Origin of the sequence: Streptomyces sp. NPDC096323 (assembly GCF_040302845.1) — a bacterium.
Lineage (GTDB): Bacteria > Actinomycetota > Actinomycetes > Streptomycetales > Streptomycetaceae > Streptomyces.
This window is the reverse complement of record NZ_JBEOSI010000007.1, coordinates 1-21813: the sequence shown is the minus strand read 5'-3', so window position 1 is coordinate 21813 and position 21813 is coordinate 1. Positions and strand designations below refer to the sequence as shown.

Sequence of the window (21813 nt, the reverse complement as noted above, 5' to 3'; positions counted from 1 at the left end):
CATGCGGACGCCCTCATGGCCGGCAGCACGCTGACGTCACAGCGTCACGACCCGCGGGCGTGCGAACACCGAGTTGTCGATGACCACATCCATCATCGGCAATGGGTCGGCTTCCTCAAGATAGATGCGCTCGGCCACCAGATACCTGTTGCGGTGGATCGACTCCGCTTCGGTTCCGGCCCAGTCCTGGTCACGCTCGGCACCCCGCTCAACAGACAGTTCCGCATCCACCTGCAACCAGACGCGGAAGTCCCAGTACTCATTGATCTCGGGCCGGAAGGCGAAGACACCATCCACGATCAGCACCGCGTCCGGGCCGAGCGGCGTCACTTCGGATGAGTGATCTCGCTGGGTCAGCGGGTCGATGCTGCACAGAGCACACGCCGTCGCCCGCGACGACCGGCAGGGATCCAGCAGCAGGCGCTTGGCCGCTTCATAGTCGTACGCGTTGCAGTAGTAGCCCTCACCGGACTCCCGGTCGTAGAGGTGCCGGTCCCTCCACGGATTCTTGAAGTCGTCGAGAGTCGCCCGGAGCACCGGCCGCCCCGCAGCACTGATCCACGCAGCCAGTTCATGTCCGAAGCTCGTCTTCCCGGCAGCGGTGAAGCCGTCGATCCCCACGAGCAGACGGCCCTCACCGAGAGCCAGGATGCGCTTGGCGATCTTCTCGACCAGCATGCTGCGCTCGGCGGAGGCTTCCGGAGGGCAGGGCTGCCGCCAGGACGAAGCCGAGTGATGCACGTCCGCCTGCGGTGGTGTCATGGAGATGAAACTACCGGCTGGTTCAACAGCCAGGCAGGTCGCTGCGCGCGCACCCGCACACCCGGCGGAAGTCGAGTTACGGCGGCAGCGAAGGCGGCGGATGCGTAAGGAAACGCTCCCCGACCCACCTTCAGCCGAACTCGCACCACACGACCTTCCCGGGCGACCGTTCCCCCACCCCCCACCGGTCCGCCAGCGCGTCGACGATCACCAGTCCCCGCCCCCACTCCCCGTCCGGCTCACGCACCCCGGGCTTCCCGTCACCGCTGTCGTGCACCTCGACCCGCACCAGCCCCGCGTCCCGCAGCCACACCATCAGCCGGTAACCACGCCCCGGCGGCACCCCGTGCACCAGCGCGTTCGTGGCCAGCTCGCTGACACACAGCACCACGTCGTCCGCCCGCGCCTCCCGGATCCCCCAGTCGACCAGCGCCTCCCGCACGAAGTCCCTGGCCGCCCGCACCGACCGGCGCTCGCGCCGGAAGAACCGCTCACGCAGCAGCGGGAGTTGCATCGTCTCGTTCATGCGACGAGCGTCACACTCGGTCACTGTGTTGTCACAGTGTGCTCACCCGTACAGCTTTCTTGTACGAGAACGACGTCGCCCGGCTCAGCGCTGTCCTCCGCTCCTGGGAGGACCGCTTCGGCATACGGGTCGTGGCGCTCGGCTTCGACACCCTGACCGTCTCCGTGGCCCGCCCGCCCACGACGGAGGCGGAAGCACTGGCCCTGGCCTCCGAGCACTTCGCGTTCTGCCCGGACAACATCCACCAGTCCTCCCTCGACAGTCTGGAGAAGTACGCGGCCGATGCCCTGCTCGGCCGGGAGACCTGGTCGTTCTGGTGGGACTGAGAGGCACCTGGGGGACCGAGGCGGCTACGCCCGTACGGCGCGGTGCACCCACCGGCACTCGGCGCACTCCCCGGGCTCGGGCGCTCTGAACGCGCGGTCGCAGCCGTCGCAGTTCTGCAGCGGGTCGTACAGCGGGGAGCGATCGGTGGCCGGGAGGGGCGGGGGCAGCCGCTTGGTCAGCCGCTGCTTCAGGAACTTCACCGGGTACCTCAGCGGCAGGGGCAGATCCGTGGTGAGCGCCCGCCTGATGGCCGCGGGGGATGCCTTGCGCTCCAGCCATGCGGCGACGGCGGGAGTGAGCGCGCGGACGTCGTCCTCGGACAGGTCCAACTCCGGTGCGCTACGGGCCAGATCAAGCAGGAGCACGGAGGCCGTCCGGTCCAGCTCGGGCCCGGCCGTCTCCGGTCGGGGCGCAGGCACCTTCGCCGACACGTGAGCAACGACGGGCACGGGAGCAACCACAGGAGCGGGCGCAGCCGCAGCAACCTCGGGCGCGCGTTCCGGGGCCCGTTCAGTCGCCGGTGGCAATCCTCCCTTCCCGCTCGCGCGGACAGCCGCCGGGGCCGCCGTTTCCGTAACCGTGCGGGGCTGGTTGTACGAGGTGGTGCGGGTGACAACGCGGCCGGACGGAAGGCGTTCGCGGCTGCGTAGGAGGTAGCCGTGCTTCTCCAGCTCCCGCAGCGCCCCGGCGATGCGGGCCTCGCTCTCCGGGAAGCGCTCGACCAGGCACTTGATACCGGCCTTCGCCCCGGGAGGCAGCGACTGGATGTGCGTGGCGAGGCCGATCGCGACGAGCGAGAGCTCGTCGTGCTGGGCGAGATGGTTGCCGATCACCACGAAGTGGCTGACGTGGCGCATCTTCACGTGGATGACGCCGCCGGACGGGGCGTGGGAGGGGGAGATATTCTGCTGGGTATCCATCGGGAAGCGTTCTCTTCCTCGGCGGTCAGGCCCTCGCTCGGGATGCCAATCCCGGCGGGGGCCGTCACAGTCTGAAGTTTGGTTTCGTGAGCATATGCCAGGCAACGGGGGCGAGTTCTAGCCCAGACGGCCAACCTCACCCGTCCGAGTGACGGCCCCCGCGACCCGCGCACACGCACGCGGGCGCATGCGCGCGGGGGCCTGCTGAGGTCCACCCGGGTGGGTTGGGTTTGGTTAATTTCTTCTTCCCAAAGGACTTAAAAGCTTTTTACGTCGTGCGCCGCCGCGACGCGGCCCACCGCGTCGTACTCCATCGCGTCGCGGCCCACCGGGTCGTGGTTTCCGGACCCGGTGTGTGCGGCCAAGCCGTGGCAGGATCCGCGTACATGAGGATGGAACAAGCGGATCGGCCAGTCGCCCTGGTCAGCGGGTCCACGTCGGGGATCGGGGAGGCCGTCGCGCGAAGGCTGGCGGCGGACGGGATGCTGGTCGTCGTGCACTCGCGACGCAGCACGGAGGCAGGCGAGGCTCTGGCGGCGGAGCTCGGCGGGGCGTACGTACAAGCCGATCTGGCCGTGGAGGAGGAGGCCCGGCGCCTGGTCGAGGCGGCGCTCGGCCACTACGGGCGGCTCGACGTGCTGGTGAACAACGCGGGCATCAGCTGGCCGATCCCGCACGACGATCTGGCCGCGGCGACACCGGCGGACTGGCGGCAACTGCTGGAGGTCAACCTCATCGCCCCATGGGTACTGTGCACGGAGGCACTTCCGGCGCTGCGCCGATCCCCCACGGGCGGCAGCATCGTGAATGTCACCAGCCACGCCGGGGTACGCCCCAAGGGCTCGTCGGTGCCGTACGCCGCGAGCAAGGCCGCGCTGAATCACGTGACCCGGCTGCTCGCCGCCGCGCTCGGGCCCGAGGTGCGGGTCAACGCCGTGGCGCCGGGGCTGGTGGACACGCCGATGACGAAGGACTGGGCCCAGGCGCACGAGCTGTGGCGGGACCGCTCGCCCATGCGCCGCCCGGCCCAGCCCGCCGACGTGGCCGACCTGGTGGCGTCATTGATCGCCAGTACCTACCTCACGGGCGAGGTCATCGTGCTCGACGGCGGACTGAATCTGACCTGACGGCCCGGCCGGTCGGGCCCGTCGGCCGGGCCGCCGGGAATGGTCCGCGGCCCACGGGGAAGCCCACACACCATGGATCCGACAGAGAGCCTCATCGACGAGTTCCACGCACAGCCCGCCGAGAGCGACAGAAGACGCGAAATCGTCGCGGCGATGGGCGACATACTCGCGAAGCACCCCGACCACCCGAAGGCGCTGCCCTTCCTCGCCTCGGTGGCCGCGGACACCCAGGAGTACGACGTCGCCAGGGTGGAGGCCACCACCGCCCTGCGGCTGTCACCGCCCACGGACGACGCGCACCGGCAGCGGGCCGCCCGCGCGCTGCTGGCCGTGATGCGGGGGCCCGACGACGACCTGTGCCGCCAGTACGCGGCCATGGCGCTCGGGCCCTACGCGGACGCCCCGGAGGTCCACGAGGCGATGGCGGCCGCCGTTCTCGGGGACGACGACCCGCTCGTCCGGGACAACGCGCTGGCCGCGCTCCGTCACGCGGGCCCGAGCGAGGACCGGGCCGAGGTGCTGCACCAACTGACCGACGACCGCTCCCTGGGCCGGGAGGCGACCCGCATCCTCACGTCCTGGGGCAGGCAGACGGCGGCCTGAAGGCGGAGGCAGGCTGGTCCGCGCGGAGCCGGACCCGCTTCGAAAGGCCCCCGCGATCAGCAACGGCCCCGCAATCAGCGCCGCAGCTTCTGCGCGACCTCCGTCGCCCAGTACGTCAGGATCATCTGCGCGCCCGCCCGCCGGATGCCCGTCAGGCTCTCCATGATCGCCGCGTCGCGGTCGATCCAGCCCTTCTCGGCGGCGGCCTCGATCATCGCGTACTCGCCGCTGATCTGGTACGCCGCGACCGGCACGTCCACCGACTCCGCGACCTTCGCCAGGATGTCGAGGTACGGGCCGGCCGGCTTGACCATGACCATGTCCGCACCCTCCTCGAGGTCGAGCGCCAGCTCGCGCATCGACTCGCGGAGGTTGGCCGGGTCCTGCTGGTACGTCTTGCGGTCGCCCCTGAGCGAGGAGCCGACGGCCTCGCGGAACGGGCCGTAGAACGCGGAGGAGTACTTCGCCGTGTACGCGAGGATCGACACGTCCTCGTACCCGGTCTGATCCAGCGCGTCGCGGATCACACCGACCTGGCCGTCCATCATGCCGCTGGGACCGACCACATGGGCGCCCGCGTCGGCCTGGACCTGGGCCATCTCGGCGTACCGCTCCAGCGTCGCGTCGTTGTCGACGCGGCCGTCCTCGGTCAGCACACCGCAGTGGCCGTGGTCGGTGGTCTCGTCCAGGCACAGGTCGGACATGACGACGAGATCGTCCCCGACCTCCTCGCGCACCGCGCGCAGCGCGACCTGGAGGATGCCGTCCGGGTCGGTGCCCGCCGTGCCCCGGGCGTCCTTCTTCTCGTCCAGCGGCACACCGAACAGCATGATCCCGGAGACGCCGGCCGAGACCGCGTCGACCGCGGCCTTCCGCAGGCTGTCCAGGGTGTGCTGCTGCACGCCGGGCATGGCCGAGATGGCGACCGGGGCGTCGATGCCCTCGCGTACGAACGCGGGCAGGATCAGATTCGCCGGGTCGAGCCGGGTCTCGGCGACCATGCGCCGCATGACGGGGGTCGTCCGCAGCCGTCGGGGGCGAGAGCCGGGGAAGTTTCCGTACACAGTCATCCTTCGAGACTAGACCCGCGCACATCACGCTCTTACCGACACCTCTGCCGGGAAAACGGGCGGGCCCGGCCGCTTCACGAGGAAGCAGCCGGGCCCGTACACCCGTAGCCGGCACTCAGGTCGTCGTACGACGCCTCCGCGCACCCGGGCGGCGCTCGCTGGGACGCGTCACCGGGTCACCGGCCTCCTTCGCCGCGTCCCGGCGCTGCGCGCCGAACTCCGCGAGGGCCTCGGCCAGCTTGTGCACCGAGGGCTCCGGCGACAGGACGTCGACGCGCAGGCCGTGCTCCTCGGCGGTCTTCGCCGTGGCCGGGCCGATGCACGCGATGATCGTCACGTTGTGCGGCTTGCCGGCGATACCGACGAGGTTGCGCACCGTCGAGGACGACGTGAAGAGCACCGCGTCGAAACCGCCGCCCTTGATGGCCTCACGCGTGTCGGCGGGCGGCGGCGAGGCGCGGACCGTGCGGTACGCGGTGACGTCGTCGACCTCCCAGCCCAGCTCGATGAGCCCGGCCACCAGCGTCTCGGTGGCGATGTCGGCACGCGGCAGGAAGACGCGGTCGATCGGGTCGAAGACCGGGTCGTACGGCGGCCAGTCCTCCAGCAGACCCGCGGCGGACTGCTCACCGGAGGGCACCAGGTCCGGCTTCACACCGAAGTCGACCAGCGCTGCGGCGGTCTGCTCGCCGACGGCCGCGACCTTGATCCCGGCGAACGCACGGGCGTCGAGCCCGTACTCCTCGAACTTCTCCCGGACGGCCTTCACGGCGTTGACCGAGGTGAAAGCGATCCACTCGTAGCGGCCCGTGACCAGGCCCTTGACCGCCCGCTCCATCTGCTGCGGCGTACGCGGCGGCTCGACGGCGATCGTGGGGACCTCGTGCGGCACCGCGCCGTAGGAGCGCAACTGGTCGGAGAGCGACGCCGCCTGCTCCTTCGTCCGGGGCACGAGCACCTTCCAGCCGAACATCGGCTTGGACTCAAACCAGGCGAGCTGATCGCGCTGGGCGGCGGAGCTGCGCTCCCCGACCACGGCTATGACGGGCTGGTGCCCGTCCGGCGAGGGCAGGATCTTGCCCTGCTTGAAGACCTGCGCGATCGTGCCGAGCGTCGCCGTCCAGGTGCGCTGGCGCGTCGTCGTGCCGGCGACCGTCACGGTCAGCGGGGTGTCGGGCTTGCGGCCCGCCGAGACCAGCTCACCGGCGGCCGCGGCCACCGCGTCGAGCGACGTGGAGATCACGCACGTCGAATCGCTCGCGCCGACCTCGCTCCAGCAGCGGTCGGAGGCCGTACGGGCGTCGACGAACCGGACGTCGGCGCCCTGCGCGTCACGCAGCGGCACTCCGGCGTACGCGGGCACGCCCACCACGTTGGCGACACCCGGCACCACCTCGAAGGAGATGCCCGCGGTGGCGCAGGCCAGCATCTCGGCGCCCGCGTTGCCGTCGAGGCCGGGATCACCGGAGACGGCACGGACGACCCGCCTGCCGCCCTTCGCGGCCTCCATGACAAGATTGGCGGCGTCCCTGAGAACGGGAACACCGGCGGCTGTTGACTGCGCGTCAACAACCGTCAGCTCAGGCGTGCTTACGCCTGCCCGCGCATGGCCGCGGACGACGCCGAGAACCTCCGGCTCGGCGACAAGAACGTCCGCGCGCGCAAGCGCCTCGACGGCGCGCAGAGTCAGCAGTCCCGGGTCGCCGGGACCGGCGCCGAGGAAGGTGACGTGCCCTGCGGACAGGACAGGGAAATCGGATGCGGCGGGGCCGTTGGGGCTCAAAGTGCTCGCTCCCCCATAAGACCGGCCGCACCCTTGGCGAGCATCTCGGCCGCGAGTTCGCGACCGAGGGCCGCCGCGTCGTCGTGCGACGTGGGGACGGGACCGGTGGTGGACATCTGTACGAGCGAGGAGCCGTCGGTGGAACCGACGACACCGCGCAGGCGCAGTTCGTTGACAGCCTGGCCGTCGGCCAGGAGGTCGGCCAGCGCACCCACAGGTGCGGAGCAGCCGGCCTCCAGGGCGGCGAGCAGGGCACGCTCGGCGGTCACGGCGACCCGGGTGTGCGGGTCGTCGAGCTCGGCGAGCGCGGCGGCGAGGTCGGCGCTGTTCGCAGCGCACTCGATCGCCAGTGCTCCCTGGCCGGGAGCGGGCAGCACGGTGTCGACCGACAGGAAGTCGGTCACCTCACCGCTCCGTCCGAGGCGGCTGAGCCCGGCCGCGGCGAGTACCACCGCGTCGAGTTCACCGCTTCGTACAAATCCGATACGTGTGTCGACGTTGCCGCGGATCGGCACGGTCTCGATGTCGAGGCCGTGACTGCGGGCGTACGCGTTGAGCTGCGCCATGCGGCGCGGCGAGCCGGTGCCGATGCGGGCACCGGCAGGCAGCTGCTCCAAGGTCAGCCCGTCGCGCGCCACGAGCACGTCGCGCGGGTCCTCGCGCACCGGCACGGCGGCCAGCACGAGGCCCTCGGGCTGCGCGGTCGGCAGGTCCTTGAGCGAGTGGACGGCGAAGTCCACCTCGCCGCGCAGCAGCGCGTCGCGCAGCGCGGCGACGAACACGCCGCTCCCGCCGATCTGCGCGAGGTGCTCGCGGGAGGTGTCCCCGTACGTGGTGATCTCGACGAGTTCGACGGCGCGCCCGGTCACCTCGCTGACCGCGTCGGCCACCAGGCCGGACTGCGCCATGGCGAGCTTGCTGCGCCGGGTCCCCAGCCTCAGCGGCTGGGTTGACCCCGCGCCCAGGGGTGAGTTGTCGGTCATGACCGCCCTCGATTCGGGTCGTTCAGGTCTGCCCGGGAGACGGCGGCGACCGTCTGCGGGTCGAGGTCGAAGAGTTCCCGCAGCGCATCGGCGTACCCGGCGCCGCCGGGCTCGCTGGCGAGCTGCTTGACCCGCACGGTGGGCGCGTGCAGGAGCTTGTCGACGACGCGGCGCACGGTCTGCGAGATCTCGGCGCGCTGCTTCTCGTCCAGGTCGGGGAGGCGTCCGTCCAGCCGTGCGATCTCGCCCGCGACCACTCCGGCGGCCATCGTGCGCAGGGCGACGACGGTGGGAGTGATGTGGGCGGCGCGCTGGGCGGCCCCGAAGGCGGCGACCTCGTCGGCGACGATGGTGCGCACCTGGTCCACATCGGCGGCCATCGGGGCGTCCGCGGACGCCTCCGCGAGCGACTCGATGTCGACGAGGCGCACACCGTCGAGGCGGCCCGCGCCGCCGTCGATGTCGCGCGGCATGGCGAGGTCGAGCAGGGCCAGCCGGACGGGGCCGGTGGACTGTGCCGGGATCCGGCGGACGGCGCGTGCCTGCGCGGCCGCGGTGGCGGAACCGTTCTCCACCCACGCGGCGTGCTGCTCGTCCGCCTCGGCGGAAGCTGCCGGCACGGGCGCGGGCACCTCGTGCACCGGGTCGAAGTCCAGCCCGAGCGCTCCGGCGACGGCCTCCGCGCTCAGGACGAGCCCGGTGGCGCCGGTGCAGGAGACGACGACGTCGGCACGTGTCAGTTCGTCGGAGACCGCGGCCATCTCCACGGCGTGGGCGGCCACTCCCGTGCCGTCGGCCTGGTTGAGGATCTCGACCAGCCGGTCGGCGCGGGCGCGCGTGCGGTTGGCGACGACGATCTCGGCGACACCGGTACGGGCCAGGGTCGCGGCGGCCAGCGAGGACATCGAGCCGGCGCCGATCACCAGGGCGCGCTTGCCCTGCGCCCAGGCCGCCGGGTCGCGCCCGTCGGCGAGCTGCTCCAGGCCGAAGGTGACGAGCGACTGCCCGGCCCGGTCGATCCCGGTCTCGCTGTGGGCGCGCTTGCCGACCCGCAGGGCCTGCTGGAAGAGGTCGTTCAGCAGCCGTCCGGCGGTGTGGAGCTCCTGCCCCAGCGCCAGCGCGTCCTTGATCTGGCCGAGGATCTGGCCCTCGCCCACGACCATCGAGTCCAGTCCGCAGGCCACCGAGAACAGGTGGTGGACGGCCCGGTCCTCGTAGTGCACATAGAGATACGGAGTGAGCTCGTCCAGACCGACGCCGCTGTGCTGGGCGAGCAGGGTGGACAGCTCGGCGACGCCCGCGTGGAACTTGTCCACGTCGGCGTACAGCTCGATGCGGTTGCAGGTGGCGAGGACGGCGGCCTCGACCGCGGGTTCCGCGGCGAGCGTGTCCTGCAGCAGCTTGGCCTGGCTGTCGGCGGACAGCGAGGCCCGCTCCAGCACGGAGACCGGGGCGCTGCGGTGGCTCAGCCCTACGACGAGGAGACTCATGCCGGCATCACCGCGGGCATGTCCCCGTCGGGTCCCTTCCGGCTGCCGGTCGCGGCGCGCACGGGCGGCGCGGCGGGGTCGGGGCCACTGTCGGCGGCCTCCTCGCCGGCCTTGCGCTGCTCGTGGAACGCGAGGATCTGCAGCTCGATGGAGAGGTCGACCTTGCGTACGTCGACGCCGTCGGGCACCGAGAGCACGGTCGGGGCGAAGTTCAGGATGGAGGTGACACCCGCGGCGACGAGCCGGTCGCAGACCTGCTGGGCGGCGCCGGGCGGCGTGGTGATCACACCGATCGACACGCCGTTCTCGCTGATGATGCGGTCCAGGTCGTCGGCGTGCTGGACGGGGATCCCGGCGACCGGCGTACCGGCCATCGCGGGATCGGCGTCGATCAGCGCGGCGACGCGGAAGCCGCGGGAGGCGAAACCGCCGTAGTTGGCGAGCGCCGCGCCGAGGTTGCCGATGCCGATGATGGCGACGGGCCAGTCCTGGGTGAGGCCGAGCTCGCGCGAGATCTGGTAGACGAGGTACTCGACGTCGTAGCCGACGCCGCGTGTCCCGTACGAGCCGAGATAGCTGAAGTCCTTACGGAGCTTCGCGGAGTTGACCCCCGCCGCGGCGGCGAGCTCCTCGGAGGAGACCGTGGGGACCGAACGCTCGGAGAGCGCGGTCAGCGCGCGGAGATACAGCGGAAGTCGGGCGACGGTGGCCTCGGGAATTCCTCGGCTACGGGTCGCCGGTCGGTGATTTCGGCCAGTTGCCACGGTGCTCCTGCGGGATGAGCGGGGCTGCAGGCGGCCGTATGTCCCAAGACCGCCCCGTCGAATGCAGGCTATGTCTTTGTGAACGCGTGCACAAAGATAGTGTCCGTTTTGTCCGGTCAAAGTGACCGGGGTCACGCACATACGTCGCGCGATCCAGGAACCATGGATCGCATCAGCCCGTTGCAGGCCCGAAGGGGGCAAAGCGGAACACACTCCTCACAGCCACGCCCCCGAGACCACTCAAAACGCCCATGATGGTAACCGGGTTTCACTCAGGAAAGCAGCGCGCTGCGCAGTCTCGCCGGGTCCACGCGCCAGAACGTGTGCTGTTCGTTATCTACGAGAACCACGGGGATCTGCTCCCAGTACTCCTTGTACAACTCCTCGTCCTGGGTGATGTCCTTCTCCTCCCAGGACGCGCCGGTCTCCTCACACACCCCCCGCACCACCGCCCGGGCATCGTCACAGAGGTGACACCCCGGCTTCCCGACCAGGGTCACCACGCGGTCGGCGGGCTTCTTCTTCGTACGACGCAGCAGGGCACTCATGCCTCTCATTCTGCGCCGCTCCCGGGGCCGGTCGGGCCTTGAACCGGCCCCCCGCCGACCTTGGGCCCTTATGGCCGGAATCGCCCGTTTAACACGTCGGCCCCCGAGAGTTCACGCCACCGCATCCCGGCAGGTCGGGAAGGGGCGGGGTGACTGGCTATGCTCACGGCATGGCCGCTCTTGGATGGCTCACACCGCACAGGCGTTCCGCGACAGCACGGAGCGTGCTGGCAGGCGAGGCGGCGGCGGAGGCAGCACGGAAGTCCTCGCTCGCCGCCGAACAGCCCGCCGGCACGCTGCCCGCCGCACAGGAGGGCGAACCGGAATTCCCCGTCGTCGGCGACGACCGGGCCGCCGCATTCTTCGACCTCGACAACACCGTCATGCAGGGCGCCGCGATCTTCCACTTCGGCCGCGGCCTCTACAAGCGGAAGTTCTTCGAGCGCCGCGAGCTCACCCGGTTCGCCTGGCAGCAGGCCTGGTTCAGACTGGCCGGCGTCGAGGACCCCGAACACATGCAGGACGCCCGCGACAGCGCCCTGTCCATCGTCAAGGGCCATCGCGTCTCCGAGCTCATGTCGATCGGCGAGGAGATCTACGACGAGTACATGGCCGACCGCATCTGGCCCGGCACCCGCGCCCTCGCCCAGGCCCACCTCGACGCCGGCCAGAAGGTCTGGCTGGTCACCGCCGCCCCGGTGGAGACCGCCACGATCATCGCCCGCCGGCTCGGCCTGACCGGGGCGCTGGGCACCGTCGCCGAATCGGTCGACGGCGTCTACACCGGACGCCTGGTCGGCGAACCGCTGCACGGCCCCGCGAAAGCGGAGGCGGTACGCGCGCTGGCCGCGGCGGAGGGGCTGGACCTCGCCCGCTGCGCGGCGTACAGCGACTCGCACAACGACATCCCGATGCTGTCCCTGGTCGGACACCCGTACGCGATCAACCCGGACACCAAGCTCCGCAAGCACGCGCGCGCCCTGGACTGGCGGCTGCGCGACTACCGGACCGGCCGCAAGGCCGCAAAGGTCGGCATCCCGGCCGCGGCCGGCGTGGGCGCCCTCGCCGGCGGCACAGCGGCGGCCGTCGCCCTGCACCGCCGCCGCCGCTGACCGTCCCGCCGCATCGCCCCCGCTGACCGTCCCGCCGCATCGCCCCCGCCGCCGGCCCGGGCGCGCCCCCGGCGGGCCGGGCCACGCCCGGCCCGCGCAGCCGATCGGGACCCCTTACCCACCCATCGCTCCGGCCAGTCGGGTTACCCGCACTCGACCACAACCTGTCGCGGCTCCCGGCAGATCTCGAAGTAATTCGATCAACAACCGGTCACGATGTGCCACTCGATGCGTCGCATTGTCGCTACCTAAGCGACGTAACCGGTGATTTCTGCAACTGGGTGTAGCACTGCCTGTACGAAGCGTTATTCTCCTCAGACGCATTCCGGAACCCACCACTCACTACGACGAGTGACGGATCCGCACTGCACGTGATGGAAGCTCTGCCTCTGGGAGTCCCGTGTACCCACACGTCGGGGTTGACGCCTCGGGCCTGGCTACGCTGCGCGCAACGGTCGCCGACCGCTTGCGCGGCTTCGTCCCCACCGCGTACGCCGTACCCGCCTTTGCCACCCCTGCACCTGCCGGCCCCTGCTACGCCCTGGCCGAACGCGGCGCGGCGGTCGGAAGACGCAGCAACCGCGGCGCAACGACCACGTCCACCGTTCGTCGGCCGACCGCCGACAGCGACAGCGCGCGCATGATGGATCTCGTCGAGCGCGCACAGGCCGGTGAGGCTGACGCCTTCGGCCGCCTCTATGACCAGTACAGCGACACCGTGTACCGCTACATCTACTACCGGGTGGGCGGCAAGGCGACAGCGGAGGACCTCACGAGTGAGACCTTCCTGCGCGCCCTGCGGCGCATCTCCACCTTCACCTGGCAGGGCCGCGACTTCGGCGCCTGGCTGGTCACCATCGCCCGCAACCTGGTCGCCGACCACTTCAAATCCAGTCGTTTCCGACTGGAAGTGACCACCGGTGAGATGCTCGACGCCAACGAGGTCGAGCGCAGCCCCGAGGACTCCGTCCTGGAGTCCCTCTCCAACGCCGCACTGCTGCAAGCCGTGCGCCGACTCAACCCCCAGCAGCAGGAGTGCGTGACCCTGCGCTTCCTGCAGGGCCTCTCGGTCGCCGAGACCGCCCGGGTGATGGGCAAGAACGAGGGCGCGATCAAGACCCTGCAGTACCGCGCCGTCCGCACCCTCGCCCGGCTCCTCCCGGACGATGCCCGCTGACCCCAACCGAGCCGAATCACTCTCGGCGACAGGGCCATCACGCACTGGTCCGATCATCTTTCGTGCGTAACCCAAGTGCCGCACCAGTCGTTGTGCCGGTTGAAGGCTCCCTGTCGTCACCCCATGTCCGCTGACACTCACTCCATCGTGTGGAAGCGCTCAAGGGGTGCAACCTTCCGGACCCAAGGGGAGTCGACCGTCATGACGAGAGGAGGTGCCGCCAGTGATCGCAAACGTTTCGGCACACCGGCGGGCGAACGCCTTCGCCCAGGCCCTGGAGGAGCAGTCGCTCCACGGTGCGGCGGCCGTACAGCCCGAGGACCCGGCCGGACAGGCCGACCCCGGACCGCTGTTGGCCCTGGCGAACGGCCTCGGTGAGCTACCGAAGCCGGAGTTGGATCCCGAGGTCAAAGTGGTGCAGCGAGCCCAGCTCGTCGCCGCCATGGAGGCCATGTTCGCCGAGGGCGGCGCAGCCGCGGACCCTACGGTGCCCGAACAACGGGGCAAGGGGGCCCACCGGGCCTCGCCACTCCGGAAACTTCGCCCCAGATCCCGCTGGACGAAGGGCCTCGCAGCCGGCGGGCTCACCGTCGGTGTGGCCGCGGGAGCGTTCGGCGGAGTGGCCGCTGCCAGTTCCGACGCCCTGCCGGGTGACTCCCTCTACGGGCTGAAGCGCGGCATGGAGGACATCCACCTCGGCCTGGCCGACAGTGACACCGACCGCGGCGAGGTCTACCTGGACCAGGCCTCGACCCGGCTCAGCGAAGCCCGCAGGCTGATGGAGCGCGCCCGCTCCGGCGACCTCGACCACGAACAGCTCGGCGAGGTCAGGCGCACGCTCAACGGCATGACCCACGACGCCGGCGAGGGCCACCGCCTGCTCCACGCCGCCTACGCACGGGACGGCGCGATCGGCCCCATCCAGACCCTGGACTCCTTCTCCCGCGCCCACCGCGACAGCTGGAACAACCTCCGCGACCGCCTCCCCGTCCAGCTGACCGACATCGGCGACCAGGTGAGCTCGGTCTTCGCGGCCATAGACGAAGAGGTCCAACCGCTGCAGTCGCTACTCCCCCGCGCCCCGGAAACGAGCGACGGCTCCGCGAGGCCCGGCACCACCGGCCCCGGCATGGCCCCGTCCTCCCGCCCGCACACCCCGTCACCGTCATCCCCGTCGGGCACGCACGACAGCGGTACGGCCACCAGCTCCTCGCCCCGTCCGTCGGGCTCGGGCAGCACCCCGGCGGAAGGCCTCATCGGCGGCGCCACGGACGACCTCCTCGACCCGCCGTCGCCCGGCACCACCACACCGGCACAGAACACCCCGACCACGACCCCGTCCCCGGACATCACCCTGCCGCCCCTGATCCCGGGCCTGATCGGCGGCCTGGGAATCGACGCGGAGGACGACAAAACCTGACACCCGGCCGGACGGGCCACCCCAAGCCCGTCCGGCCACCCCAAGCCAGTTGGGGGTCCCCCCGGACGGCGTCTGGGGGAGATTGAGGACAAGCCCCCGCCCCGGCAACGGGCAACGGGCAACGGGCAACGGGCAACGTCAGAAGAACACCGACCGCCTCTGCACCAGCAACTCGTACAACGTGTGCTGAATCCGCTCCCGCACCTGATCCGTCAGGTTGAACATCAGCATCGGATCCTCCGCCGCCTCCACCGGATACCCCTGCGTGGGAATCGGCTCACCGAACTGGATCGTCCACTTCGTCGGCAACGGCAGCGCCCCCAACGGCCCCAGCCACGGAAACGTCGGCGTGATCGGGAAGTACGGGATCCCCAGCAGCCGCGCCAGCGTCTTCGCGTTGCCGATCATCGGGTAGATCTCCTCCGCCCCCACGATCGAGCACGGCACGATCGGCACCCCGGCCCGCAGCGCCGTCGACACGAAGCCGCCCCGCCCGAAGCGCTGCAACTTGTACCGCTCGCCGAACGGCTTGCCGATGCCCTTGAAGCCCTCCGGCATCACCCCGACGACCTCGCCCTGCCGCAGCAGCCGCTCCGCGTCCTCCGCACAGGCCAGCGTGTGCCCGGCCTTACGGGCCAGCTCGTTCACAACCGGCAGCATGAAGACCAGATCCGCCGCGAGCAGCCGCAGATGCCGCCCCGCCGGATGGTTGTCGTGCACCGCGACCTGCAGCATCAGCCCGTCCAGCGGCAGCGTCCCCGAGTGGTTGGACACGATGAGCGCCCCGCCGTCCGACGGGATGTTCTCGATGCCCTTCACCTCGACCCGGAAGTACTTCTCGTACACCGGCCGCAGCATCGACATCAGGACCTGGTCGGTGAGCTCCTCGTCGTAACCGAACTCGTCGACCTCGTAGTCGCCCGTGACCCGCCGCCGCAGGAACGCGAGCCCGCCCGCGATCCGCCGGTCCCAGCCGCCCCCCGCAGCCCCGGCAGCCCCCGCGCCCTCCGGGGCCACCACGGCCTCCTGGGGCTCCTCCGGCGGCGGCGCCGCACCCGGCTGCCCGGGCAGGGCGCTGACGGACCGTGTGCCGCGTGCCGAGGACCGCCGGCGCGCGGCGCGCGGCACACCCCCCGACCGCGAACGGTCGTCGTCGAACGGAATGACCTTGGCATCCGCCATCGTGGGTGCGCTCCTCTACCTGACGCTCGGAGTCGGGTGTGTGTCGCCGCCTGCGCCGCCCCCGGCGAACGGCATCGCGGCCAGCCTGTCGACGGCCCGGCCCACCGCCGCGGGCGGCAGCAGCCCCGGCCCCCGGCTGCGCGCGAACTCCGCGAACGTCTCCGCCGTGGAGAACCGCGGCCGGAAGCCCAGCGTCTCGCGCATCTGGACCGTGGAGACCACCCTGCCATGGGTGAGCAGCCGGATCTGCTCCGGCGAGAAGTCCGTCATGCCGACGGTACGCAGCGCCTGCCCGACCCAGGTGACCGCGGGCAGCAGCAGCGGCATCGTCGGCCGCCCCAGCCGCCGCGAGCACTGCGAGAGCAGCAGCACCCCGTCCCCGGCGATGTTGAACGTCCCGCTGTTCAGCGTCCCGCGCCGTGCTTCGCCCGCGGCGATGCCGAGGACGTCGACGACATCGTCCTCGTGGACGAACTGGAGCCTGGGGTCGTACCCGAACACCGTCGGCAGCACCGGCAGCGACAGATAGTCGGCGAGCTGCGAGTCCGGGTCGGGGCCCAGGATGTTGGCGAACCTCAGCACGCACACGGCCACGTCCGGTCTGCGGCGCGCGAAGCCCCGTACGTAGCCCTCGACCTCCACCGCGTCCTTCGCGAAGCCCCCGCTGGGCAGCGACTTGGGCGGGGTCGTCTCGTGGAAGACCGCCGGATCGCGGGGCGCCGAACCGTACACACTCGTACTGGACTTCACCACCAGCCGCCGGACGGACGGCGACTTCTGGCAGGCGCCGAGCAACTGCATGGTGCCGATGACGTTGGTCTCCTTGACCGCGGTACGCCCCTGCGCCCCGAGCGCCTTGCCGCTGACGTCCAGGTGCACGACGGTGTCGACCGTGTGCTCGGCGAGGACGCGGGCGATGGCGGGCTGGCGGATGTCCGCGCGGACGAACTCGGCGTCCCCCAACTGGTGCCCGGGCGCGACCGCGTCGACCGCGATCACCCGGTCCACGTCCGGCTCCCGCTGGATGCGCCGCACGAACCGCCCGCCCAGCTGCCGGGCCGCTCCCGTGACGAGCACGACCTTCCCCAAGATCAGCGCCTTCCGTCGGTCCCCTGTGAAGTGAGTGGAAGTGAATAGAGGTGAGTGGAGGTGAGTGAAAGGGGCGCCCGCGAAGAGGCACTCCCCCGGTCGTCACCGTAGCGGGTGGATGTTGCGCTGTGATGCCCGCGCGGCGCCCTTCTCCCGCGTCTTGGCCCGAATGTGCGCACCGGCCCGCCCATCCAGCCGCGTACCGGCCCCGCACAGCACCGCAGCCCTCCCGCCTGATCGGCGGAAGGGCTGCGGATTTCACGAACTGCGTTCGCTTACTTCTTGTTGCGACGCTGAACGCGCGTGCGCTTGAGCAGCTTGCGGTGCTTCTTCTTGGCCATCCGCTTACGCCGCTTCTTGATAACAGAGCCCACGACTACCCTCGCTCACTTCTTCTTCACTGGTGCGGGGCGTCTGGGCCCACACGACCTACGTCGGCCTAGCCTACCCGCCACCGCGTGAGGTACGTAATCCGAGGGGAATGTCAGGCCGTCCCCACCCCCACGAAGGACTCGCGGAGATACTCGTGAACCGCTTGCTCCGGCACCCGGAAGGACCTTCCCACCCGGATCGCCGGCAGATGACCACTGTGCACCAAGCGGTACACGGTCATCTTCGACACTCGCATGACCGAGGCGACTTCCGCCACGGTCAGAAACTTGACCTCGTTGAGAGGCCTCTCGCTGTCAGCAGCCATGACCCACCTGTACCTTCCGCACGAGACGCGCACCGGCTACCCCTCCGGTGACTCTTCGTCGTTGTGCGCTCACTCCACAGATTAGGGGCGGGTGATGCGAGTGGGGAAGAGGTGAGACGATCGGCCGCCTACTGTGACAGACACGCCCGATTGAGTACATAGCGCGTCAGCGGCAGGTAGTACGCGGACCGCACGGCGTCATCGAGCGGTACGGCCACCGCCACCCGGCCCTCCGCCTCCCCGACGAACAGCGCCGGATCGTCCGTATCGGCAAGGCCGATCGCCTCGATGCCCAGCTGACCTGCCCCGCAGACCCAGCCGTGGTCCCCCACGACCAGTTCCGGCAGCGGCCCCCGCGCATCCGCCGCGGCCTCCAGCGCCACCCTCAGCGGCAGCGGCGAGTGGGTGTGCGCGCCGGTGCCACCACCGGGCGCCCGCACGCCGGGTTCGCGCACCAACGCGACTCCCCGTACGTAGTCGAGGTGGTACGTGCGTACGCCGAACCGGGTCGTTATGTCGATACGTCGCCCCTGCGCGGGGGTGAGTACGGTGCACCCGACCGCCGACAAGGCGTCTGCCAGCGCTGCGTAGAAACCGATCAGACGGTGCGGATGACCCGTCCCGAACAGCACCGGCGCCCGCCGGACCGCCGCTTGCGACAACCGCACGGCAAACGCGTCCAGCCCCGCCATCGTCCGCTCCGGATCGATCACATCGGGACCCGAGACATGCGCGGGATCGTCCGAGACCCCGCACTTGTCGGCCATGAGCCGCAGCAGGTCCCGCTCCCCCCAGTCCCGCCCCGGATCGAGCCCCAGCGTCACCCGCGGATCCCTGGCCGCGAACAGCCGATAGCTCCGCAGACTCACCTCCCGCGACGTGGCCACGGGCCCGGCCAGCCGGGCCGCCAGCAGATGCGCGCGCAGCGCTCCGGTGCTCAACACCCTGCCGATGCTCCCCCACCGCCGGCGCCCGGGGGCCAAAACCCGGATTACGCCCCACAGTTGGCGTAACACCTTCGCGAACCGGGGCCCTCAGGTCAGCAGCCCCCGCAGCGGAAACACCGCACGCCTGGTCGCGAGCACCGCCTGATCCAGCCGGTCCGCGGGGTCGTAACCGTCCTCCCACGCCTTCCACGCCGGGGTCCGCCCGTCCGTCATCCGGGCCGGACCGAGCTGCCGCGTCCGCGCGTACACCTCGTCCCGCCACGACGAAGGGATCACCGACTCCGGGTCCACCGGCGCATGCGCGGCGATACCCACCAGATGCGTCCACGATCGCGGCACCACATCCACCACCGCGTAACCGCCCCCGCCGAGCGCCACCCAGCGCCCGCCCTCCGCGTACTCGTGCGCCAGGTCGTGGCAGGCCGCCATCACGGACCGCTGCGCGTCCAGCGACACCGCCAGATGGGCCAGCGGGTCCTCGAAGTGCGTATCGGCCCCGTGCTGCGTCACCAGCACCTGCGGCCGGAAGTCCGCCAGCAGCTCCGGCACCACCGCGTGGAACGCCCGCAGCCACCCGGCGTCCCCCGTACCCGCCGGCAGCGCCACATTGACCGCACCGCCCTCAGCCGCACCGCCACCGGTCTCCTCCGGCCACCCGGTCTGCGGGAAGAGCGTGCGCGGGTGCTCGTGCAGCGAGATCGTCAGCACCCGCGGGTCCTCCCAGAACGCCGTCTGCACCCCGTCGCCGTGGTGCACGTCCACATCGACGTACGCGACCCGCTCCACCCCCAGTTCCAGCAGCCGCGCGATGGCGAGCGCCGGATCGTTGTAGATGCAGAAACCCGCCGCCGCGCCCGGCATGGCGTGATGGAGCCCCCCGGAGAAGTTCACGGCGTGCCCGGTCTCGCCCCGCCAGACGGCCTCGGCCGCCGCCACCGACTGCCCGGCGATCAGCGCCGAGACCTCGTGCATCCCCGCGAACGCCGGATCGTCCGTGGTCCCGATCCCGTAACTCTGGTCCGCCGCCCGCGGATCGGCGGACGCCGCGCGCACGGCCGCCACATAGTCCGACCGGTGCACCAGCCGCAGCGTCGAGTCGCCGGCCGCCTTGGCCGCCACCACGTCCACCGCCCGGTCCAGGCCGAACGCCCGCACCAGACCCATCGTCAGGGCGAGCCTGACCGGGTCCATGGGATGACTGTCCCCGAAGTCGTATCCCGTTACTGCGTCATCCCACATCAACTGTGCGCGGCCGCTCATGCCCGCCACCGTATCGGGCAGGCTCCGCGCCGAACGACTTGGCGTACACCAGCGTCGCGAGCACCAGCACCATCGGCACGAGCATCGCACCCCGGTAGCTCCACGCGTCCCCGAGCGCCCCCACGAGCGGCGAGCCGACGAGGAATCCCACGTAGTTGAAGATGTTCAGCCGCGCGATCGCGGTATCGCTCGCCCCTGGGAACATCCGCCCGGCCGCCGCGAAGGTCTGCGGCACGATCACACAGAGCCCGAGCCCCAGCATGGTGAACCCGAGCATCCCCACCCAGGCCCCGCCCGCGACGGCCACCACCCCGAACCCGGCCGCGGCCAGCACACTCCCCGCCCGCACCACGGCCACCGCACCGAACCGCCGCACCCCGAAGTCCCCGACGGCCCGCCCCAGCAGCGTCGTCACCATGTAGACGTTGTACGGGACGGTCGACAGCTGCTCCGAGCTCCCCAGCACGTCCTGCAGGTACTTCGCGCTCCAGTTGGAGACCGTCGAATCCCCGATGTACGCGAAGCACATCACCAGACACAGCGGCATCAGCAGCTTGAACGAGACCGACCCGGCCTTCCCCCGCGCCGCCTGCTGCTCCTCCTCTTCCTGCTTCCCCTCGACGTACCACCGGCTCCCGAGGAACGCGACGGGCAGCAGCACCACGACCACCGGAAGGTACGAGGCCAGCAGCGACAGATCCCAGTGCGCCCCGGCCCACGCCATGGACGCCCCGGCGATCCCGCCCAGGCTGTACGCGGCGTGGAAGCCGAGCATGATGGAGCGCCCGTACGCCCGCTGCAGGCTCACCCCCATCATGTTCATGGAGGCGTCCAGCGCACCCACGGACAGCCCGAACACACCGAGCGCCAGTGCCGCTTCCCACACGTGGCTGCCGGCCCCGACTCCGAGCAGCGCCAGCAGCACGAGCGGCTGTGCCCACCGCAGGACCACCCTCGGCCGGACCCGCGCGACCACCTTCTCGGTGACCACGCTGCCCACACCGGCCAGGATCGGCACGGCGGCGAGGAACACGGGCAGCAGGCCGTCGGATATCCCGTACCGGTCCTGAATGGCGGGTATCCGGGTCACGAGAAGAGCGAAGGTGACGCCCTGGACGAAGAAGCTCAACGCAAGGGAGGCTCTGCCGTGCCGCAAACGTGCATCTGTCATGGGCGCGAGCGTAGGGCCAGTCTCTACTCATGGGTAGAGACGTCAGGCAAGCAATTCCCGCAGCTGACCCATGTCGGAGAAGTGCCCGTTCACCCCGGCCAGCCGGTCCGCCGGCATCATCGACGTGAACCCGTAGACGTCCATGCCCGCGGCCTTGGCCGCCTCGACTCCGAGCGGGCTGTCCTCGATGACGACACACCGCTCGGGGGCGACACCCATCCGGTCGGCGGCGAGCAGGAACAGATCGGGCGACGGCTTGCCCCGGCCCACGTCCTCGGCCGAGAAGATCCACTCCTCCTCGAACCACTGGTCGAGGCCCGTGGCGCGATGACTGACCCGGATCCGTTCGTGGCTGCTGGAGGAGGCGACGCAGTACGGGATCCCGTCGGCGACCAGCTCCCCCAGCACGTCCTCCACCCCGGGAACGGGTGTCAGGTCCTGCTGGAACGCGGCGAAGATCCGTTCGTGGAGCGTGTCGTTGAAGTCCGCGGGCAGCTTCTCGCCTCCCCGCTCCTCGACGAGGTCGTGCACCCGGTGCACGGCCGATCCCATGTAGTCGCGGAGGGACTCCTCGTACGAGGTGGGGTGTCCGAGCTCGGTGAGGTAGCCGGCCAGGATGGTGTTGGCGATCGGCTCGCTGTCCACGAGCACACCGTCGTTGTCGAAGATGACCAGTTCGTAGCGCATGTCACGACCTTAAACGGTCGGAACGCAGAAAAGCCCCGTGCCACAAGGGCACGGGGCTTAACTATCAAAAGGAGTTCGGCGGCGTCCTACTCTCCCACAGGGTCCCCCCTGCAGTACCATCGGCGCTGAAAGGCTTAGCTTCCGGGTTCGGAATGTAACCGGGCGTTT

The 21813-nt window shown here is 70.6% G+C and carries 22 protein-coding genes, 1 rRNA gene and 1 pseudogene; 6 read left to right on the top strand and 18 right to left on the bottom strand.

What is annotated here, in order from left to right:
- Positions 1-36 precede the first annotated feature (36 nt).
- Positions 37-762 carry a nucleoside/nucleotide kinase family protein gene (locus ABTX18_RS20020; RefSeq protein WP_352124046.1) on the bottom strand — a complete coding sequence of 242 codons (726 nt, stop codon included), beginning with the start codon at positions 760-762 and terminating at the stop codon, positions 37-39.
- 130 nt (positions 763-892) lie between these two features.
- A complete protein-coding gene (locus ABTX18_RS20015; RefSeq protein ID WP_352124045.1) occupies positions 893-1288 on the bottom strand; it encodes an ATP-binding protein in 396 nt (131 codons plus the stop codon).
- Positions 1289-1350: 62 nt separating this feature from the next.
- Between ABTX18_RS20015 and ABTX18_RS20010 the strand changes: the two are divergent.
- Positions 1351-1614, top strand: a pseudogene (locus ABTX18_RS20010) (DUF4253 domain-containing protein); the annotation flags it as partial.
- A gap of 24 nt (positions 1615-1638) precedes the next feature.
- Here ABTX18_RS20010 and ABTX18_RS20005 read toward each other — a convergent pair.
- Positions 1639-2535, bottom strand: coding sequence for a helix-turn-helix domain-containing protein (locus ABTX18_RS20005; protein WP_352124044.1), 897 nt, complete (start codon positions 2533-2535; stop codon positions 1639-1641).
- A 386-nt stretch (positions 2536-2921) separates the two neighbouring features.
- Here ABTX18_RS20005 and ABTX18_RS20000 point away from each other — a divergent pair, with 386 nt between their 5' ends.
- Both ABTX18_RS20000 and ABTX18_RS19995 read left to right on the top strand, forming a co-directional pair.
- Positions 2922-3662, top strand: a complete 741-nt coding sequence (locus ABTX18_RS20000) for an SDR family NAD(P)-dependent oxidoreductase (protein ID WP_352124043.1) — start codon at positions 2922-2924, stop codon at positions 3660-3662.
- 72 nt (positions 3663-3734) lie between these two features.
- On the top strand, positions 3735-4265 hold the full coding sequence (locus ABTX18_RS19995) for a HEAT repeat domain-containing protein (protein ID WP_352124042.1): 531 nt from the start codon (positions 3735-3737) through the stop codon (positions 4263-4265).
- A gap of 74 nt (positions 4266-4339) precedes the next feature.
- Here the strand turns inward: ABTX18_RS19995 and hemB are convergent, their stop codons facing one another.
- The 6 genes from hemB to ABTX18_RS19965 form a co-directional block, all read right to left on the bottom strand.
- The gene (hemB, locus tag ABTX18_RS19990; protein ID WP_352124041.1) at positions 4340-5335 is read right to left on the bottom strand and encodes a porphobilinogen synthase; all 996 of its coding nucleotides are present in this window, start codon (positions 5333-5335) and stop codon (positions 4340-4342) included.
- Positions 5336-5450: 115 nt separating this feature from the next.
- Positions 5451-7118 carry a bifunctional uroporphyrinogen-III C-methyltransferase/uroporphyrinogen-III synthase gene (locus tag ABTX18_RS19985; RefSeq protein ID WP_352124040.1) on the bottom strand — a complete coding sequence of 556 codons (1668 nt, stop codon included), beginning with the start codon at positions 7116-7118 and terminating at the stop codon, positions 5451-5453.
- Positions 7115-8101: a hydroxymethylbilane synthase gene (gene hemC / locus ABTX18_RS19980; protein ID WP_352124039.1), complete on the bottom strand. Its 987-nt coding sequence runs from the start codon at positions 8099-8101 to the stop codon at positions 7115-7117. The genes ABTX18_RS19985 and hemC overlap by 4 nt, the downstream gene beginning before the upstream one ends.
- Positions 8098-9591, bottom strand: a complete 1494-nt coding sequence (locus tag ABTX18_RS19975; protein WP_352124038.1) for a glutamyl-tRNA reductase — start codon at positions 9589-9591, stop codon at positions 8098-8100. The genes hemC and ABTX18_RS19975 overlap by 4 nt, the downstream gene beginning before the upstream one ends.
- A complete protein-coding gene (locus ABTX18_RS19970; protein WP_352124037.1) occupies positions 9588-10355 on the bottom strand; it encodes a redox-sensing transcriptional repressor Rex in 768 nt (255 codons plus the stop codon). The genes ABTX18_RS19975 and ABTX18_RS19970 overlap by 4 nt, the downstream gene beginning before the upstream one ends.
- Before the next feature lie 272 nt (positions 10356-10627).
- Positions 10628-10903 (bottom strand): glutaredoxin family protein, encoded by a 276-nt coding sequence (locus tag ABTX18_RS19965; RefSeq protein ID WP_352124036.1) that lies wholly within the window; start codon positions 10901-10903, stop codon positions 10628-10630.
- Between the two features lie 170 nt (positions 10904-11073).
- On the opposite strand from ABTX18_RS19965, the gene ABTX18_RS19960 reads away from it, so the two are divergent.
- From ABTX18_RS19960 to ABTX18_RS19950, 3 genes are all read left to right on the top strand, one after another.
- Positions 11074-12015 (top strand): HAD family hydrolase, encoded by a 942-nt coding sequence (locus ABTX18_RS19960; RefSeq protein ID WP_352124035.1) that lies wholly within the window; start codon positions 11074-11076, stop codon positions 12013-12015.
- A gap of 400 nt (positions 12016-12415) precedes the next feature.
- The gene (locus ABTX18_RS19955; protein ID WP_123460007.1) at positions 12416-13192 is read left to right on the top strand and encodes an ECF subfamily RNA polymerase sigma factor, BldN family; all 777 of its coding nucleotides are present in this window, start codon (positions 12416-12418) and stop codon (positions 13190-13192) included.
- Positions 13193-13415: 223 nt separating this feature from the next.
- Positions 13416-14612 (top strand): DUF5667 domain-containing protein, encoded by a 1197-nt coding sequence (locus ABTX18_RS19950; RefSeq protein WP_352124034.1) that lies wholly within the window; start codon positions 13416-13418, stop codon positions 14610-14612.
- A 138-nt stretch (positions 14613-14750) separates the two neighbouring features.
- Here ABTX18_RS19950 and ABTX18_RS19945 read toward each other — a convergent pair whose 3' ends face one another.
- The 9 genes from ABTX18_RS19945 to rrf form a co-directional block, all read right to left on the bottom strand.
- Positions 14751-15794, bottom strand: a complete 1044-nt coding sequence (locus ABTX18_RS19945; RefSeq protein WP_352124033.1) for a lysophospholipid acyltransferase family protein — start codon at positions 15792-15794, stop codon at positions 14751-14753.
- Between the two features lie 15 nt (positions 15795-15809).
- Positions 15810-16883 (bottom strand): NAD-dependent epimerase/dehydratase family protein, encoded by a 1074-nt coding sequence (locus ABTX18_RS19940; RefSeq protein ID WP_352124032.1) that lies wholly within the window; start codon positions 16881-16883, stop codon positions 15810-15812.
- Positions 16884-17158: 275 nt separating this feature from the next.
- Positions 17159-17257 carry a 30S ribosomal protein bS22 gene (locus ABTX18_RS19935; RefSeq protein ID WP_003948845.1) on the bottom strand — a complete coding sequence of 33 codons (99 nt, stop codon included), beginning with the start codon at positions 17255-17257 and terminating at the stop codon, positions 17159-17161.
- Between the two features lie 110 nt (positions 17258-17367).
- On the bottom strand, positions 17368-17580 hold the full coding sequence (locus ABTX18_RS19930; protein ID WP_123460011.1) for a helix-turn-helix domain-containing protein: 213 nt from the start codon (positions 17578-17580) through the stop codon (positions 17368-17370).
- A gap of 128 nt (positions 17581-17708) precedes the next feature.
- A complete protein-coding gene (locus ABTX18_RS19925) occupies positions 17709-18524 on the bottom strand; it encodes a phosphatase (RefSeq protein ID WP_352124031.1) in 816 nt (271 codons plus the stop codon).
- Between the two features lie 90 nt (positions 18525-18614).
- Positions 18615-19787 carry an acetoin utilization protein AcuC gene (locus tag ABTX18_RS19920; protein ID WP_352124030.1) on the bottom strand — a complete coding sequence of 391 codons (1173 nt, stop codon included), beginning with the start codon at positions 19785-19787 and terminating at the stop codon, positions 18615-18617.
- The gene (locus ABTX18_RS19915) at positions 19756-20958 is read right to left on the bottom strand and encodes an MFS transporter (RefSeq protein ID WP_352124029.1); all 1203 of its coding nucleotides are present in this window, start codon (positions 20956-20958) and stop codon (positions 19756-19758) included. The genes ABTX18_RS19920 and ABTX18_RS19915 overlap by 32 nt, the downstream gene beginning before the upstream one ends.
- Positions 20959-21000: 42 nt before the next feature.
- Positions 21001-21645 (bottom strand): HAD family hydrolase, encoded by a 645-nt coding sequence (locus ABTX18_RS19910; protein WP_352124028.1) that lies wholly within the window; start codon positions 21643-21645, stop codon positions 21001-21003.
- 73 nt (positions 21646-21718) lie between these two features.
- Positions 21719-21813, bottom strand: a 5S ribosomal RNA gene (gene rrf / locus ABTX18_RS19905); the annotation flags it as partial.

Excerpts from the sequence above, each read along its gene's own strand:
- ABTX18_RS20020 (WP_352124046.1), bottom strand. The coding sequence starts at position 762 with ATGACACCACCGCAGGCGGACGTGCATCACTCGGCTTCGTCCTGGCGG.
- ABTX18_RS20015 (WP_352124045.1), bottom strand. The coding sequence starts at position 1,288 with ATGAACGAGACGATGCAACTCCCGCTGCTGCGTGAGCGGTTCTTCCGG.
- ABTX18_RS20005 (WP_352124044.1), bottom strand. The coding sequence starts at position 2,535 with ATGGATACCCAGCAGAATATCTCCCCCTCCCACGCCCCGTCCGGCGGC.
- ABTX18_RS20000 (WP_352124043.1), top strand. The coding sequence starts at position 2,922 with ATGAGGATGGAACAAGCGGATCGGCCAGTCGCCCTGGTCAGCGGGTCC.
- ABTX18_RS19995 (WP_352124042.1), top strand. The coding sequence starts at position 3,735 with ATGGATCCGACAGAGAGCCTCATCGACGAGTTCCACGCACAGCCCGCC.
- hemB (WP_352124041.1), bottom strand. The coding sequence starts at position 5,335 with ATGACTGTGTACGGAAACTTCCCCGGCTCTCGCCCCCGACGGCTGCGG.
- hemC (WP_352124039.1), bottom strand. The coding sequence starts at position 8,101 with ATGACCGACAACTCACCCCTGGGCGCGGGGTCAACCCAGCCGCTGAGG.
- ABTX18_RS19975 (WP_352124038.1), bottom strand. The coding sequence starts at position 9,591 with ATGAGTCTCCTCGTCGTAGGGCTGAGCCACCGCAGCGCCCCGGTCTCC.
- ABTX18_RS19965 (WP_352124036.1), bottom strand. The coding sequence starts at position 10,903 with ATGAGTGCCCTGCTGCGTCGTACGAAGAAGAAGCCCGCCGACCGCGTG.
- ABTX18_RS19960 (WP_352124035.1), top strand. The coding sequence starts at position 11,074 with ATGGCCGCTCTTGGATGGCTCACACCGCACAGGCGTTCCGCGACAGCA.
- ABTX18_RS19945 (WP_352124033.1), bottom strand. The coding sequence starts at position 15,794 with ATGGCGGATGCCAAGGTCATTCCGTTCGACGACGACCGTTCGCGGTCG.
- ABTX18_RS19930 (WP_123460011.1), bottom strand. The coding sequence starts at position 17,580 with ATGGCTGCTGACAGCGAGAGGCCTCTCAACGAGGTCAAGTTTCTGACC.
- ABTX18_RS19920 (WP_352124030.1), bottom strand. The coding sequence starts at position 19,787 with ATGAGCGGCCGCGCACAGTTGATGTGGGATGACGCAGTAACGGGATAC.
- ABTX18_RS19915 (WP_352124029.1), bottom strand. The coding sequence starts at position 20,958 with ATGACAGATGCACGTTTGCGGCACGGCAGAGCCTCCCTTGCGTTGAGC.
- ABTX18_RS19910 (WP_352124028.1), bottom strand. The coding sequence starts at position 21,645 with ATGCGCTACGAACTGGTCATCTTCGACAACGACGGTGTGCTCGTGGAC.